This is a genomic window from Lachnoclostridium sp. An76, from assembly GCF_002161355.1.
In the GTDB taxonomy this organism is placed as follows: Bacteria; Bacillota; Clostridia; order Lachnospirales; family Lachnospiraceae; genus Mediterraneibacter; species Mediterraneibacter caccavium.
Genome location: NZ_NFHL01000003.1, coordinates 57,245 through 71,892, shown reverse-complemented (window position 1 = coordinate 71,892; position 14,648 = coordinate 57,245). Strand labels below are relative to the sequence as shown.

The 14,648-nt window shown below is 49.0% G+C and carries 16 protein-coding genes; 6 read left to right on the top strand and 10 right to left on the bottom strand.

Annotated elements, in window-relative coordinates; genetic code table 11:
* The first annotated feature begins 18 nt into the window (after positions 1–18).
* Positions 19–1,359: a radical SAM protein gene (locus tag B5G27_RS07145; RefSeq protein WP_087178244.1), complete on the top strand. Its 1,341-nt coding sequence runs from the start codon at positions 19–21 to the stop codon at positions 1,357–1,359.
* Positions 1,360–1,528: 169 nt separating this feature from the next.
* On the opposite strand, the gene B5G27_RS07140 is transcribed toward B5G27_RS07145, so the two are convergent.
* Positions 1,529–3,265: an IS1634 family transposase gene (locus tag B5G27_RS07140; RefSeq protein WP_087178243.1), complete on the bottom strand. Its 1,737-nt coding sequence runs from the start codon at positions 3,263–3,265 to the stop codon at positions 1,529–1,531.
* A 248-nt stretch (positions 3,266–3,513) separates the two neighbouring features.
* Between B5G27_RS07140 and B5G27_RS07135 the strand changes: the two genes are divergently transcribed.
* Positions 3,514–4,527 carry a biotin--[acetyl-CoA-carboxylase] ligase gene (locus B5G27_RS07135; protein WP_087178242.1) on the top strand — a complete coding sequence of 338 codons (1,014 nt, stop codon included), beginning with the start codon at positions 3,514–3,516 and terminating at the stop codon, positions 4,525–4,527.
* 103 nt (positions 4,528–4,630) lie between these two features.
* On the top strand, positions 4,631–4,975 hold the full coding sequence (locus B5G27_RS07130) for a DUF6145 family protein (protein ID WP_087178471.1): 345 nt from the start codon (positions 4,631–4,633) through the stop codon (positions 4,973–4,975).
* Positions 4,976–5,026: 51 nt separating this feature from the next.
* Here B5G27_RS07130 and B5G27_RS07125 read toward each other — a convergent pair whose 3' ends face one another.
* Positions 5,027–5,365: a hypothetical protein gene (locus B5G27_RS07125; protein WP_087178241.1), complete on the bottom strand. Its 339-nt coding sequence runs from the start codon at positions 5,363–5,365 to the stop codon at positions 5,027–5,029.
* A gap of 191 nt (positions 5,366–5,556) precedes the next feature.
* Between B5G27_RS07125 and B5G27_RS17050 the strand changes: the two genes are divergently transcribed.
* Positions 5,557–5,799, top strand: coding sequence for a helix-turn-helix domain-containing protein (locus B5G27_RS17050; RefSeq protein ID WP_087178240.1), 243 nt, complete (start codon positions 5,557–5,559; stop codon positions 5,797–5,799).
* A gap of 112 nt (positions 5,800–5,911) precedes the next feature.
* Here B5G27_RS17050 and B5G27_RS07115 read toward each other — a convergent pair whose 3' ends face one another.
* Positions 5,912–6,325 (bottom strand): hypothetical protein, encoded by a 414-nt coding sequence (locus tag B5G27_RS07115; protein WP_087178239.1) that lies wholly within the window; start codon positions 6,323–6,325, stop codon positions 5,912–5,914.
* A gap of 462 nt (positions 6,326–6,787) precedes the next feature.
* On the opposite strand from B5G27_RS07115, the gene B5G27_RS07110 reads away from it, so the two are divergent.
* Positions 6,788–8,023, top strand: a complete 1,236-nt coding sequence (locus B5G27_RS07110) for an NAD(P)-dependent oxidoreductase (protein WP_087178238.1) — start codon at positions 6,788–6,790, stop codon at positions 8,021–8,023.
* 142 nt (positions 8,024–8,165) lie between these two features.
* On the opposite strand, the gene B5G27_RS07105 is transcribed toward B5G27_RS07110, so the two are convergent.
* The 4 genes from B5G27_RS07105 to B5G27_RS07090 form a co-directional block, all read right to left on the bottom strand.
* A complete protein-coding gene (locus tag B5G27_RS07105; protein ID WP_087178237.1) occupies positions 8,166–9,284 on the bottom strand; it encodes a toxic anion resistance protein in 1,119 nt (372 codons plus the stop codon).
* 75 nt (positions 9,285–9,359) lie between these two features.
* Positions 9,360–10,421: a hypothetical protein gene (locus tag B5G27_RS07100; protein WP_087178236.1), complete on the bottom strand. Its 1,062-nt coding sequence runs from the start codon at positions 10,419–10,421 to the stop codon at positions 9,360–9,362.
* Complete coding sequence (locus tag B5G27_RS07095) at positions 10,418–11,074, bottom strand: 5-bromo-4-chloroindolyl phosphate hydrolysis family protein (RefSeq protein WP_087178235.1); 657 nt, start codon at positions 11,072–11,074, stop codon at positions 10,418–10,420. The genes B5G27_RS07100 and B5G27_RS07095 overlap by 4 nt, the downstream gene beginning before the upstream one ends.
* Positions 11,075–11,105: 31 nt before the next feature.
* The gene (locus B5G27_RS07090; RefSeq protein ID WP_087178234.1) at positions 11,106–12,746 is read right to left on the bottom strand and encodes a VWA domain-containing protein; all 1,641 of its coding nucleotides are present in this window, start codon (positions 12,744–12,746) and stop codon (positions 11,106–11,108) included.
* 171 nt (positions 12,747–12,917) lie between these two features.
* Between B5G27_RS07090 and B5G27_RS16000 the strand changes: the two genes are divergently transcribed.
* A complete protein-coding gene (locus B5G27_RS16000; RefSeq protein ID WP_162611209.1) occupies positions 12,918–13,082 on the top strand; it encodes a hypothetical protein in 165 nt (54 codons plus the stop codon).
* Here the strand turns inward: B5G27_RS16000 and B5G27_RS07085 are convergent.
* The 3 genes from B5G27_RS07085 to B5G27_RS07075 form a co-directional block, all read right to left on the bottom strand.
* The gene (locus B5G27_RS07085) at positions 13,054–13,677 is read right to left on the bottom strand and encodes a V-type ATP synthase subunit D (protein ID WP_087178233.1); all 624 of its coding nucleotides are present in this window, start codon (positions 13,675–13,677) and stop codon (positions 13,054–13,056) included. The two genes, B5G27_RS16000 and B5G27_RS07085, sit on opposite strands and share 29 nt — an antisense overlap.
* A gap of 111 nt (positions 13,678–13,788) precedes the next feature.
* Positions 13,789–14,220 (bottom strand): hypothetical protein, encoded by a 432-nt coding sequence (locus tag B5G27_RS07080; RefSeq protein ID WP_087178232.1) that lies wholly within the window; start codon positions 14,218–14,220, stop codon positions 13,789–13,791.
* Between the two features lie 49 nt (positions 14,221–14,269).
* Positions 14,270–14,632 carry a VOC family protein gene (locus B5G27_RS07075; RefSeq protein WP_087178231.1) on the bottom strand — a complete coding sequence of 121 codons (363 nt, stop codon included), beginning with the start codon at positions 14,630–14,632 and terminating at the stop codon, positions 14,270–14,272.
* Between the last annotated feature and the right edge of the window lie 16 nt (positions 14,633–14,648).

Below are 14,648 nucleotides of genomic sequence, written 5' to 3'. Positions count from 1 at the left end.
AGAAAGGCGGAATTACAAATGGGAAAGACGATCAGAGAGACAATGCAGGAGTTTACCGTAAATCAGGCGCTCAAATATCTGGAGGGAAATCCGGAAGAAAATATCCCGAAGCTGATGAGCTTTGTGGACCGGCTCATGCCGAAGGACTGGTACACCGGGCAGAGGAACGCGATCAGGAAAGCGATCACGGAGAAAAATAACTGGTATCAGCTGATCTTAAGGCTGTATGAGCTGGATCCGGGCGTGCGCAGGGCGTTCTTCCAGAATTTCATCACCAATGCCAGCCTGAAAGGCAGCGCGACACAGGAGGAACTTTCGAAAAAATACAACTGTAATATCCCCTGGGCGATCCTTCTGGATCCCACCACAGCGTGCAACCTGAACTGTACGGGGTGCTGGGCTGCGGAGTACGGGCATCAGTTTAATTTGAGCCTGGAGGATATCGACTCCATCGTGCGCCAGGGCAAGGAGCTGGGAACCTATATGTATATCTACACCGGCGGGGAGCCAACGGTGCGCAGGAAGGATATCTTCAAGATCTGCGAGATGCATCCGGACTGCGAGTTCCTGGCATTTACGAACGGGACGCTGATCGATGAGGAGTTCTGTCAGGAAATGCTGCGGGTAAAGAACTTTGTCCCCGCGATCAGCCTGGAAGGATTCAAGAAGGCAAACGACGGGCGCCGGGGAGATGGCGTGTACCACAAAGTGCGCCATGCCATGGAGCTGATGAAGGAGCACAGGCTGCCGTTCGGCATCTCGGTCTGCTATACGAGCCAGAACTTTGAAGATGTGAGCAGCGAGGCGTTTTATGACATGATGATCGAGAGCGGCGCGTTGTTCGTGTGGTATTTCCACTACATGCCGGTAGGGCACGGTGCTGTGACGGACCTGCTCCCGACGCCGGAGCAGAGGGAAGAGATGTACCACAGGATCCGGCATTTCCGGGAGACAAAGCCGATCTTCGGCATGGATTTCCAGAATGACGGAGAGTATGTGGGCGGCTGTATCGCCGGGGGCAGGAGATACCTGCACATCAATGCCAAAGGAGATGTGGAGCCCTGCGTGTTCATCCATTATTCCAATGTGAATATCCATGACGTGTCCCTGCTCGATGCGCTGAGGAGCCCGATCTTCCAGGAATATCATGACAATCAGCCGTTCAACGGAAATCATCTGAGGCCATGCCCGATGCTCGAGAACCCGGAGCGCCTGAGGGAGCTGGTGAAAGAGACCGGCGCTGTGAACACGGATTATCAGGACCCGGAGAGCGTGGACGACCTCTGCGACCGGTGCGAGCCATATGCAGAGAACTGGAAACCTACGGCAGAGAAACTGTGGGAGGAGAGCCATTCGTAAGGAATCCTGTGAAGTCAGAGGGCTGCCAGATCTGTCAGACACGAAATCCATTCGCAGGTACAAAAAGAAACGTTTTGTGGTACAATCCCGTCTTTGACAGTTCGTAAAAGAAAAATCGCTGTATCCCTTGTATTTACTGGGGTGCAGCGATTTTTTCCGTTGTTTCGAACTATAGTAATTTATTCCTTCCCCTTACTTTTTTCTGGATTGTTCTCATTTTACTTTTAGTTATGAATTGGTAGTCTGTCCGGAAACCGCAGGCTTCATGAAGGTCATCAGTAATCTTTTCCCGCCGATACAGCGGGATGAATCCCTGCTCCTGTATCCCGGCGAAATTCATTCCTTTTAGGGTATCCAGCAATTCTTCACAGGTATATTTTGAATCCAGTTTTTTCTCAAGATAACGGTAGACGGTTAATGCGAGGAAACAGATCAGGAAATGTGCCTTGATCCGGTTCTCTTCCCGTAAATAGATCGGTCTTGCAGAAAAATCTGTTTTCATGATCCGGAAGCATTCCTCGATCTGCCACCTCCCCTCACTTACTTTTAAAATATCACCGACCTCATCATCCAAAAGATCCGTGCATACTGCATAGAGCCCATCATACTGCGCCTCTTCCGCAATCTTATCCTCATCCAGATACTGTTTGATATCCGCAGCCTCCCCATCTTTTGTAACAGCCTTCTTTCCGATAAAACGCGCCGGGTCATTCGGATTCTTACGGTTCCTTTTCGCTTTTCCCGAATCCAGCATTTTTTGTGCCCGTTCCACCTGTGTATCACGGATGGATTTCTGATACAGGGCATACTTTGGAGAATAAGTGATGATCAAGCGTTGGTGCAGTTTCTTAGTGGTATATGGTTCATCCTTGTAATAAAGCCCTTTGTCATCTTCCGGAAGTTTCGTGATATCGACAGGCTCGTCATCGGAGACCCGTTTAAACCCCTGCGGGCTCAGCGCCCATTCTTTTTCTTCTTTCTTCAGCTTTTTGATCGACTGGGTTACGATATAAGCCCTTTCCCCCATATGGTTGTATTCCCGGATGGATTCCGAACCCAGCCCGGCATCGCTGCAATAAATGAATTTCTGGCATCCGAAATCACTAAGCACTTTCTTCTCCAGTGGCTTCAGCGATGTCTGCTCGTTTGCATTTCCCGGGAAGAGAGAAAACGCAAGGGGGATCCCATCCCCGTCCATGAAAAGTCCCATTTGGATGATCGGGTTCGGTCTGTGTTCCTTCCCCTTCCCATATTTCTTGCTGCCGTCTTCCTGTTCAATCTCAAAATAATAATTCGTGCAGTCGTAATAAAGGATCTTATCATTCCTTTGACCCATGAAATGGCTGTTTTTATAGACCTCCGCCTGGATCAGGTCACATTCAGCCCCGAGGACATCCAGCGCACGGTATACATCGTGAAGTTTGTAGGATGGTTTTTCTAAAAACTCTAATGCGGTCTTGTAAGAAGCACGTTTGCTGCAAGGCTCCAGGATCCTTGCGTAGATCAAATCGGAAAGGATTGCGTTGATGTCATATTTAAACTTATATTTTTGTTTTAACTTCCGGCAGATCTTATTCATCTGCATCTGATAATAGATCGATTGGAGAAAAAGGTAGCCGCCCCGGTAAAAGACCTGCTTGCCATAGTCTAACTGCCTGTCTGCGTGAAAGGGGATCAACACTGTTTTGGCTTCTTTTTCCTTTTTATATTTTTCGGTTTCTATTTTCACTTCATTCTTTGCCCAAGTAAGAACATCATCTCTTGTCGGGCCGTGCTCGACTAAAAGCTGTTCTAAAGTTCCCAGCTTGCGGACAATCATAGAAGAAGTACTGCCATTTGCTTTTACGAAAGATTTGCAGATATAAAATGACTCTGCGTTTTTTGATTTTGATATGTGAAGATTCATAGCTGATCCCTCCTTATCCCTTATTATATCATACAATAACATAAAATAACATATATAAAAACTAAAAAATTGACACAAAAAAAGCAGGTTTTATGCGGCCTGCAAGGTATTTTTCTATTATTCAACTGTCAAACTCCCGGGCAGAATCATTCAAAAATTTTATAAATAATTTTACTTTTTACAAAAGTTGTGAAAAGCGGATTTTTATGTATAATTAGATGTGTACAGCAGTTGCGAGGAGAATTCAGATGAAGACAGAGATATTGAGAATGCTCAGGGAGACAGACGGATATGTCTCCGGGCAGCAGATAAGCGAGCGGTTCGGCGTATCCAGGACCGCTGTGTGGAAGGTTATCCGACAGCTCCAGGAAGAAGGGTATCAGGTGGAGGCTGTCCGCAACAGAGGTTATCATATGGCAGGCAGCCCGGATGTGATGACAAAGGAAGAACTGGACAGTGTGATCCGAACAAAATGGGCGGGGCGGGAGGTCTGCTATTATGATATGACAGATTCCACAAACCTGCGGATCCGGCAGGCGGCAGATGAAGGTGCGCCGCATGGTACACTGGCTGTGGCGGACTGCCAGACTGCCGGAAGAGGGCGCAGGGGGCGGTCCTGGGAGTCCCCTGCAGGGAGCAGCATCTATATGTCGATCCTTCTCCGCCCGGAGATCGCGCCGACCCGGGCGTCCATGCTCACCCTGGTCATGGCATGCAGCGTGGCGGAAGGGATCAGCAGGAGCCTGGAAGAGCAGCTGGACCCCAGCGGCGGTGCGGAGATTCCTCGTATCCAGATCAAATGGCCCAATGACATCATCATAAACGGGAAAAAACTGGCGGGCATCCTCACGGAGATGAGCGCACAGATTGATTATATCAACTATGTGACAATAGGCGTGGGGATCAATGTGAACCAGACCGGATTCCCGGAAGAGATCCGCAGCACGGCAGTGTCTCTCCGCATGGAGTGCGGACAGGCACTGCGCCGTGCTCCCATCATCGCAGCCATTATGGAGCGGCTGGAAGAGAATTACGCAGTCTTCCTGAAGACCGAAGATCTCACCGGGCTGATGGAGCAGTACAGCTCCATGCTGGTAAACCGCGGAAGAGATGTGCAGGTCATCGGAGAGAAAGAAACCTACCGGGCACATGCCCTGGGGATCACCCCCACAGGAGAGCTGGTCGTGCGCCGGGAAGACGGAACAGAGGAAGAGATCAACGCAGGGGAGGTATCCGTGCGGGGCGTGTACGGATATGTTTGAGTGAATTGTCAGACGACTCAACCCAAAGGGGTCAGACCCCTCCTGGGAGGGGTCTGACCCCTTTGGGTTGAGCATTCAGAATATTTTATCAGAAAGGAACAATATGAACGAAGATTTTGTATTATGTGCGGCAAGTGCATACGAAAAGAAATTTTATCTGAATCCAGAGTTTGATCAGCTCCCGGAGAGCATCAAGGAAGAACTCCAGATCATGTGTGTTCTGTATACGGAGGATGTGGGCGGCATCCTGATGCTTGTGTTTGACGAGGACGGCAATCTGGAACTGAAGGTAGACCACGAGGAGAATGATTTTGCCTTTGATGAGATCGGAAGCGTGCTGAAGATCAAACAGCTCCAACAGACGAAGCGGGAGCTGTTTGAGTCGTTGGAGCTGTTCTTTAAAGTGTTTTATCTTGGGGAGGAGATGGAAGGGCTCCCGGAAGAGTGAGTAATGCTGGGGCAGAGGGGGAGAACACGCTCCCTCTGTCCAAATCATTAATCATTCGTATACTAAACCATACTCAACGATCACAAAATCCTCGGTCGGAGTCAGATGACTTCCCCAGAACTTTGCATCAACTTCTTTAAATGACAACTCCGTGTTGCTTGTTAATACTATATAATAACTGTCATATGCTGCATTTGCACTTCTGCCTGTTAATCGCAGTAAGAGGGGATATTCCTGACCATTGACATGATATACATTCTGTCCACTTTCATTTGAGATGTCATAATCTATTTGATACCCTGTCAGATCTTTATTATTTAAATCGGGATCAATGTGTGCGCATCCTGCGAGCATGAAAGGCAGCAGACAAAAAACAACTTTTTTTTTCAACGTGGTTACTCCTTCCCTGAAATTTAAAGAATAACTCCCACCGGACCAACATTTATATCCACGGGTATAGACATAGAATAGAAAATGATTATAATAATGTCAGGTGGACATTGAAATCAGCTCCTTTTAAAGAAGTTATGTGAGGAACAAATGTTAAAAAATAATCTGAAAGAAATACGCAGATCTAAAATATATCACAAGAAGAGGTTGCCCAGGCGCTGCATATTTCCCGCCAGTCCTTATCTAAATGGGAGAATCAGCGGGGAAATCCCGATCTGGAAAATTTGGTCGCTTTATCAAAATTTTATGGCGTGCCCATTAATGCATTGATTGATGAGACAATCCCCACGGAATGTACTGCGCCTGATGACGTTCCAGACCAAAACAATACGGATAAAACCAGCTATGATCCAAATCTGATGATCCAAATCTGATGATCCTCTATGTTACGGTATTGATAGTATCTACATTTATCTCATTTATAGGGATCGGTGTTTCAACAGTACTATTGATCAAACTGAGAAAGAAGAAATTCCCTAAAATTTTTTATGTTCTCTGCATCGTATGTTTAGTAGCATCCTTTCTGGTAAATGTCCAGGTATAGCCTTCATATTGCTGATATGGGATAAGGGGATCTGCTCCGTTGGTCTCCACGATATAAAAATCCATTTGGAGCAGGAGAACTTCTTCTCCCTTTTTTTCATATGTTTGGATCAATGGGGAGCGATCGTCAACATAAAGTTTAGTGATCCGGCATTCCGGCATTTGATTAACAAGTGTTTTTTCCAATATATGGACTGCCTGGTCAGCATCAGGGGTATCTTCTGGTATGTCGATCACAGCGTTTTCGAATATAAGTTCTGTGGTTTGTTTTTCTTTTATTTTGTAGATTACCATTAGAATGGCTATTATAGAAAGAATAAACAGGACTATAAAGCATTTCTTATTTCGATTTTTCATACTGTATTCTCCATTCTCAAAAGGTGGTTTTTATAATTTCACGACAATAATATATTGGATCAGTCAAATATTCTTTTTGCAGAAGCCCATGCTTAATGGATCCATTTCATTTGTACTATAAAGATCCTGCCTTTACAAGAATATACCGGTTTACATCCCGTCTATATCAGTTTACATCGTTGTTAAATTTCCGACATTGATCCGCCTCAGCCGGGTATTTCTTGTTTTTCTTTCCGTACAATCAGACCGGGACAGGATCTGCCATGCATAGCTGAAAAACGTGCGGCTTCTGGATTTTCACGCGGCATCGGCGCTTTGCCCCTGGCGGTACTGGCTGGTTATTTGATTAACAATTCTTGATTTTTCCGTATTTTATGTCAGACTAAAGCTAACAATCAATATCAGGATAAAAATATCAGGATAACAGGATAACCGCGGAGCGGGAGACAGGAGGAGTTTCCAATGGGACTGCATGTGATCGACGAGGCGAAGAGATGTCTGAACTGCAAAAAACCGAGATGTATGGAGGGGTGCCCGATCCATACGCCTGTTCCGCCGATGATCCGGATGTTTCTTGACGGACAGATGACGGAAGCAGCGGAGATGGTCTTTGCCAACAATCCGCTGTCTGTGATCTGTTCTCTTGTGTGTGATCACGAAAAGCAGTGTGAAGGACACTGCATCAAAGGTATCAAAGGCGAGCCTGTGCATATCTCTTCCATTGAGAATTATATTTCAGACACATGTTTTGACAAAATGAAACTGGAAAAGAAGCCGTGGAACGGGGGCAGGATCGGCGTGGTCGGCGCCGGACCGGCAGGGATCACCATCGCCATACTCATGGCATGCCGGGGATACCGGGTCACGATCTTTGAAGTCAGGGAGAAGATCGGAGGGATCCTAAGATATGGGATCCCGGAATTCCGTCTGCCGAAGTCCATACTGGACCGGTATGATAAAAAAATGAAGGAACTGGGGATCCGTTTCCGTCCGAATTTCGCCCTGGGCGGTTCCACAGGCGTCCACGACCTGTTGGAAGACGGATACAATGCAGTGTTCATCGGCACGGGGACATGGCGCCCGTACCGGCTGAATATCCCCGGGGAGACTTTTGGCAATGTCCACTATGGCATCAACTACCTGAACAACCCGGATGTCTATGACCTGGGCGACCGGGTGGTCGTGATCGGCGCGGGAAACGCAGCCATGGATGTGGCGAGGACAGCGATCCGCAAGGGCTCCCGGTATGTGACAGTCTACTCTGTGACAGAAGTGCCGGCGGCATCGCCGAAAGAGGTAGAGTATGCCAGGATCGACGGCGTGGAGTTTGAATTTCTCCAGACCGCGTCCCGGATCACGGACGACGGGGTGATGATCTGCGACGTAGAATGGGATGAGAACGGACAGATGGTAAAACACGAAGAGACTGAAAGGTTTGTTCCGGCGGACAGCATTATCATCTCGATCTCACAGGGACCGCAGGACCGGATCGTTAACAGGGATAAAGAACTGAAGGTGGACGAGCGAGGGCTTCTGAAGACGAATGAAAAAGGCGAGACCACCATGAAGGGGATCTTCGCCTCTGGAGACGTAGTCACCGGCGCCAAGACCGTAGTCGAGGCAGTGAAGTGTTCAAAAATGATCGCGGACGCCATGGATGAGTATGTGAAAGCCAGCTTTTCTTCAAAAAAGGTGTGACGTCAAAAGGGCTGTGATTGACATTCTTTGGAACAGTTCTTTACATTGCCCGCTGGTTACTATGAAGATGAAAGCCAAAAAGAAATCCTCAGGCGCTTCTTTTATGATAAATGCCTTGACGGCTATATCCGGCGGGAGAATGTCATGCCTGGAGCAGGGTCTGCCGGATCTCATCTTCGATCTTTAACAGTTCCTGTTCTGCGGCCATTCTCTTTTCGTGTCCTTCTTTCTGGATGCGGACAGCCTCGTTCATCGTGGAGACAAGATTCTGGTTTGCCTTTTTGAGAGCCTCGATGTCTACGAGACCGCGCTCAGACTCCTTTGCAACATCAATGGTATTCTGCTTTAATATCTCAGAATTTTTCATGAGCAGGGAATTGGTCGTATCAGTGACGCTGCGCTGCAGTTTGAGCGTCTCCTGCTGGCGGTACATGCCAAGAGCCATGACCATCTGGCTTTTCCAGAGGGGGATCGTCTCCTGGATCGCTGTCTGGATCTTATCTGCAAGCATTTTATCATTATTCTGGATCAGTTTGATCTGGGGCGCTGTCTGGATCGCGATGGTCTTGCTCGTCTTCAGGTCATGGACCTTTTTCTCAAACTGATTTACACTGTCTTCAAAGTCGCGGACAAGCTGTGCGTGCATAGGGTCGCCGCTCTGCTGCGCCTCCGCGCGAAGGGATGGGATCGTCTTTTCTCTGAGTTCTTCCAGCTTTTCCTCTCCGGCGGTGATATAGACCTGGAGTCTGCGGAAGTAGTCCAGATTTTTTTCGTACAGAGAATCAAACATGCCGATGTCCTTTAGCATCTGCATTCTGGCCTCCTCCAGTTTCCCTTCGATGCGGTCCACATTGACCTCGAGTTTTTGATACTGGGCAAGAAAACGTCTGACCTTTGCGCCTGCTTTCTGGAATAAGCCGAAGATGCCGGGATCTTTCTCCAGATCGTCATAATCCAGGCTCTCTACATTTGTGACAAGGTCAGCCATGAGCTGTCCTGCGTATCCGGAGTCTTTCGTGCGGATACTGCCGAGGATATGTCCGGAAAAGTCCGCGATATCCTGTTTGGCACCTGAGCCGTACTGCATGAGCATCTGGGAATCCCGCACATCGATCTGTGATTTGATCTCATCGGCAAGGGCGCGGTCTTCCGGGCTGAGAAGAGTGATCTCTCTGCTGAGTTCTTCCGCAGACAAAGGAGACGGGACCGGGGCGGCTGTATCTCTTGAGTTCATGAGATCCGCAAGTGTGATTTCTGACATAGGATGTACCTCCTTCTGAACGTTATCTTTAAAACAATGTGTCTGGCTTCCCGGGACAGCTGTCCCCGGAACATTTTACTGCAGGCTTTCTATGATGATCTTCATTACATCATAGGAAGGGACCTGAGTGACCTGGGTGATGTCCGCGGCGACTCCTTTTGCGGCGATGTCACCGCCCGTGGATACAGTGCTGTAATTTCCGGTGCGGAAGCCGTGCTTTGTCCATGCAAGAGCCTGGAGATCCTCATCGAGGAGCGCGTCAAGGAGTTTCTGTCCGTTTTCATCCAGGGCGAGCAGGACATGGGTGGACCACACGGTGGGTGTGGGATAAAGCATGACAATGTCATCTTCAATGTTTTTATATTCATCCGGATAAATGGCGGCGTATTCGATAAGCTGGCTTTCATATCCCGCGATCACAGGCTTGGCGCCTATGCCCATCCGGAGAAACTGGCTGAAAAGATCAGAGGAAGATGTCTCCATATATCCCAGCTTCCCGAAAATAGACTGGAGTTCCGGCAGGATTTCCCGCAGGTTATCCTCGGTAAGTGTCTGTCCGCCGTTCAGCACATTTGCGAGAAGTGCGGCAAACATATTGCCTGAGTTTGATCTTGCCGGATCTGTGGTGTCAACGGAAATATTTCCATACAGTTCGGCAAGCCCGATATCAGCCCACGAAGTGTCATTCTGTATCAGGCTGACGAGCCCTGCCATATCGATCTGGTAAGCCCCGCTGTTCTCTGTGATAAGCCCCTGGCTGTCAAATGCTTCCAGGACAGCCCTGTGCGTATACAGTACAATGGGAGTGTTCAGGATGATCTCACTCTGCTGCGGTTTACCGTGGAGATCCTCATAGTATTCCTCCGCGATACTGCTGGAAGGGAAGAGATAATCCATCCCATCCATATCTGCTGTCATCATGTCCAGGGAACCAGCCTTCGCATAATCTGCCCGGATCCCGTATCTTTCCTGGAGGATAGACTGGACTTCAGGGTCTTCCAGAAACTCGATTTTTTCTCCGCCTACATATCCGTTTACGACGACTGTTTCAGGTGCGCTTCCTTTCAGAAGGTAAATGCCGCCTGTGACCATCATAATTACAAGCAGGAGTATCAGTCCGATAATCTTTTTTTTCATTTGGATGTTTCATGTCCTTTCTTTGCAGGTTCTCTGTATCCTTCAGAGCGCAGTGTCTGTTTTAACAGTTTCAGGTCCGCTTCCATATCAAGCAGTTCATTCTGCATCAGCTTTTCAAACTGCATATTAAATGCGGCTTTGAGTGTTGCGACGCTTTCCTGAGTGCTGCGGAGGATCTTTTCTGTTTCTGCTGTCGACAGCCCGGTTTTTTTGAGCTCAGTATAATGTTCCAGGACGTTTGCCGCAGTTTCCTGGTAATAGTCGATATAGCGCCGCGCCGCGGTGATCTTTTCCGGGTTTTCGGTCAGATAGTCCAGGATATTTCCCGCAAGCTCTACCAGTTCCGCGCACTGCGGACCCAGGGGCTGCTCGCGGATCTGCACCGCTGCCTTTTTCATGCGGCTGTAATCCGAAGCGGCTTCGGAGAGACGCTCGCTTAAGAATTCACCGTTATCCAGGGAGTCCACTTCGACTTTCCCGATCTTTTCCACAGGGCGCAGAAGCATACAGCACGCCACGTACATTGCCGCGCTGAGGACTATGCACAGGATCAGGCTCCAGCGAAAGAGGAGCAGGAGGATGAAAAACAGCACTAACGCAAACAGCGCGGAGAGAATGATGCTGAGAAGTTCTTTCCATTTTGCATGTTTCATGGAGAGGATATCCTTTCTGATATGTTTTCACTTAATTATAGCCTTTGACGCTGCGGAATGCCTCTGTCAGGTCTTTTGTCCCGTCAAAGACGCGCGCATCCGTCTGTTCGGCAAGCTCTTCCAGCTGGGACGGGTCTGCGTCCCCGAAAGTTATGGAGAATACCGGGATATCCACGTCAGAACTGTCAAGCGCTTCCTGGAAAATATTTTTGTTATAAACAGACTGTCCATCTGTCATGAGGATTACCGCAGGGGAATACTGCGAAAGATCGTATTCCATGGCAAGCCCGTAAGCTTCGGCGGCAGCGGTATAAATGTCTGTGCCGCCTCCGGGCGCCTGCGCGGCGATCTCATTATACAGTGTTTCGAGCGCGCGGTCTGAGTCATCCTCTGCTTTCAGGACCTGGATGACCCGGTCGTTAAAGAGGACGGCGATATTGACTTCGCCTTCATTCGCCTGGAGCAGATTCTTTTCAGCGTTTTTCTGGATAAGGATCTGCGCCATGGCTTCCTTCAGCTGCTCTTCGCCTGTCCCGCTCATACTGCCGGAAAAATCAAGACAGTAGATATTAAGGGACGGCTTTTTGAAATTGGTCTGGTAGATATTTAAAGCATCGGCAAGGACATCGGAAGCGGGCATCTGGATGGGGGACAGGATCCTCTCTGTGTCAATTCCCCAGTCCGGATTGAAAACGTCTTTATTTTCAGCGGAAACACCGTTGGCGGTGATCCTGCGTCCGGTCGCTTCGATGGCTGTCTGGCTCTCAGGGGACATGAGCTCTTCCTGGAACCGCAGGAATGCGTCTTCTGTATCCGCATCTCCGTGGTCTACGTAGCAAAGAGGGGAATCCGCTATTGACAGACCGTCATACGGATATACTACATACAGAGGTTCTTTCCCTTCAGATACAAGCTGTTCATTTGCGTCAATGATCAGGCATTCGTAATTTACCATTGCGTCGTAATTCCCGGTCAGAAAGAGATCTTTCAGCCAGTCTGAGCTCCCGGAGCTGCGTTCCACTCCGGCGAGGAGGGCGCGGATCTCCTGCTGAAGAGCCGGGTCCTGCAGGTCATCAGTGGTCAGGCCTTCCTGTTTCCCGAGCAGTGCATAGAGAAAACCAATATACGCGCTCGCTCCGGAGTTAGACTGCGTAGCGCTCGTCATGCAGAAAGTCATTTTCCCGTCCGTGATCGCAGAAAGGATATCCTTGACAGATACATCAGTTCCGATAAAACCGAGCTCCCGGGCAAGACTCTGGCGGATGCCGAATACGACCGGGGACAGGGAGACGGATTGGCTGTGTTTGGTCAGATGGCCGGTATCTCCCAGGGAGATCCACATGCTGCTCGCAGGCCAGACGGCGTCATATCCGTCCGCTCCGTCCTGGAGCTCCCGCATAATATCAACGGAACCTTTATAGTCCATCTCAATGTGAACACCTGCTTTGTCTGCGCAGTCTGCGATGATCGTCTCCAGTTCCTGGTTTTCTGAACCGGAAAGGATGCGGATCGTTTTTCCGTCCCCGGAAGAATAGCCGGAATGGGAATCTGCCGTGCCGGGGCCGGATGAACCGGGAGTGCCAGGTGCAGATCCTCCCGGAAGAAGGCTGCAGCCGGAGGCAGCCAGTACAGTGCAGGCAGTCAGAAGCAGTGCGGTCAGTTGTTTCCTCATAATTGATTCTCCTTTGTCTTATCCATATATGTGACAGGATACTGTATGGGATCTTTTCTGATTATTGTCACGCAGTTTGCTGATTCCTTCTATCTGTCAGGTGTGAAAAATGCGTAAAAAGTATGTAAAAAATAATGGACAAAGGGAAAACGGTAACAGAAAAGGGGAAAAATGGCAATAGAAAAAGGCGAGACCGCCATAAATGGGATCTTCGCCTCTGGAGATGTAGTCACCGGTGACAAGACCGTGGTCGAAGCAGTGAAATGTTCAAAAATGACCGCGGACGCCATGGATGAATATGTGAAAGCTATCCTTTCTTCATCTTCATCCTCTTGATGACCTTCAGCCTTGTGAACTCCTCCCTCTCCTTTTCTTCCAGCGCGTTGGTAATCGTGTAGACAAGGGCAGAGTACATGGGGATCGTGATATTCTGGAGCGCGTTGGCGCGCTTTTGTGTTTTCTTGATATTGCTCGCCAGGCGGTAGGCGGCATTTTCTACCATGGAGAGCTTCACGGTCAGGTCCTTCACCTTGCGGAAAGCCTCCCTTGCCTTGTCGATGGACTCGTGGGTCGTGCTGAAGGAGTAAGTCGGTTTCCCGGCGTCCGGCACGTATTTCACATGGGGGATCTCAGTCCCCATGATGCTCCGGGTCTGGATCGTGATGGAATTCTCGATGGGCACGGTATAGGCAAGCAGTTCCACATTGCTGATGCCGTTTTCGATATTCGCGCGCTGGAGACACTGATAGGCATAAGTAAAGGTCGTGTCGATCTCCTCCTGGATACTGCGGGCCTCGTCGATCAGGTCCATCAGCTCCCGGATGAGGATATTCCTCTTCTTATCCATCAGGTCATATCCCTGTTTCGCAAGCGCCAGCGAGTTCTTCGCCAGCATCAGATTCCCTTTGGTCGGAAATGTACGCGGATCCATAGAATCCCTCCTATTACAAAATATTTATGGTGAACACTTCTTACATCCAACGGATGTGATCACATCTTATTATCCCTTCAGCCCTCTGGACCGTCTGTCCATATCTTCCACTTATCCTTCCACATATTTCAGATAAGGGATCAGCGCCTCACCTGTATCAGCCAGCAGCACCTCGGTTTCTCCTGAGCTGTAAATGACCGTACCCTCCGTCAGTACAGTCGCGTCCCAGTCCTGAAAATCATCTGTGACGCCGGAGCGTCCGATCTCTCCGAGAGCCTCGCCTTTCGCGAGGGAGAGCTCGCCGACCCAGTCCACGTCCATGGCGTTGACATACGCAGTGTCCTCATATACAAAGAGGTCAATGTCCCTGTCAGCGGAATAGAGCGCTTCCGGGGAAGCATTTTCCGCTGTGGACGCAGTGTTCCCGCACCCGATGATAAAAGCGGAAAAAACAACAGAGCACATCAGTGCGCAGAAGCAGTTCAGCCTGCGCCGGCAGCGTTTCATAAGTTTTGCAGGTTTCACAGGTTTCGCAGATTTCATATCAGCACCTCTCAGTGTTCGCAGAGATCCGTTCCGTGAGCCGCAAAAATTACGCGGGGGTCCTCACCTCGATCAGGTTCCCATCCGGATCATAAAAGCGGACCAGTTTCTGTCCCCACGGAAGTTCAGTGAATGGAGTTACATAATCCGGTGGCTCTGGATAATTATTTAGTTTCTCAATAAATTTCTCAATCTCTTTATCTTCAAAATAGAGTTCAGCGGAATGGTTCTGAAATATAACGTCCCTGCTGATCTCATCCTTCCATAGAGAGACATCCTGAAGGACCAGACCTTCGGTCAGGATCACATTGCCCTCCCGGGCAAGGACGACGTCCAACCCGAATAGGGAATGGTAAAACTCTTTAGATCTTTCCATATCAGTGACCGCGATCAAAATGTTCTTTAATCTCATATACAAGCTCCTCCCA

Bases quoted from the DNA above. Each gene is read 5' to 3' on its own strand.
- B5G27_RS07145 (WP_087178244.1), top strand. From the start codon at position 19: ATGGGAAAGACGATCAGAGAGACAATGCAGGAGTTTACCGTAAATCAG.
- B5G27_RS07140 (WP_087178243.1), bottom strand. From the start codon at position 3,265: ATGAATCTTCACATATCAAAATCAAAAAACGCAGAGTCATTTTATATC.
- B5G27_RS07135 (WP_087178242.1), top strand. From the start codon at position 3,514: ATGAAGACAGAGATATTGAGAATGCTCAGGGAGACAGACGGATATGTC.
- B5G27_RS07130 (WP_087178471.1), top strand. From the start codon at position 4,631: ATGAACGAAGATTTTGTATTATGTGCGGCAAGTGCATACGAAAAGAAA.
- B5G27_RS07115 (WP_087178239.1), bottom strand. From the start codon at position 6,325: ATGAAAAATCGAAATAAGAAATGCTTTATAGTCCTGTTTATTCTTTCT.
- B5G27_RS07110 (WP_087178238.1), top strand. From the start codon at position 6,788: ATGGGACTGCATGTGATCGACGAGGCGAAGAGATGTCTGAACTGCAAA.
- B5G27_RS07105 (WP_087178237.1), bottom strand. From the start codon at position 9,284: ATGTCAGAAATCACACTTGCGGATCTCATGAACTCAAGAGATACAGCC.
- B5G27_RS07100 (WP_087178236.1), bottom strand. From the start codon at position 10,421: ATGAAAAAAAAGATTATCGGACTGATACTCCTGCTTGTAATTATGATG.
- B5G27_RS07095 (WP_087178235.1), bottom strand. From the start codon at position 11,074: ATGAAACATGCAAAATGGAAAGAACTTCTCAGCATCATTCTCTCCGCG.
- B5G27_RS07090 (WP_087178234.1), bottom strand. From the start codon at position 12,746: ATGAGGAAACAACTGACCGCACTGCTTCTGACTGCCTGCACTGTACTG.
- B5G27_RS16000 (WP_162611209.1), top strand. From the start codon at position 12,918: ATGGCAATAGAAAAAGGCGAGACCGCCATAAATGGGATCTTCGCCTCT.
- B5G27_RS07085 (WP_087178233.1), bottom strand. From the start codon at position 13,677: ATGGATCCGCGTACATTTCCGACCAAAGGGAATCTGATGCTGGCGAAG.
- B5G27_RS07080 (WP_087178232.1), bottom strand. From the start codon at position 14,220: ATGAAATCTGCGAAACCTGTGAAACCTGCAAAACTTATGAAACGCTGC.
- B5G27_RS07075 (WP_087178231.1), bottom strand. From the start codon at position 14,632: ATGAGATTAAAGAACATTTTGATCGCGGTCACTGATATGGAAAGATCT.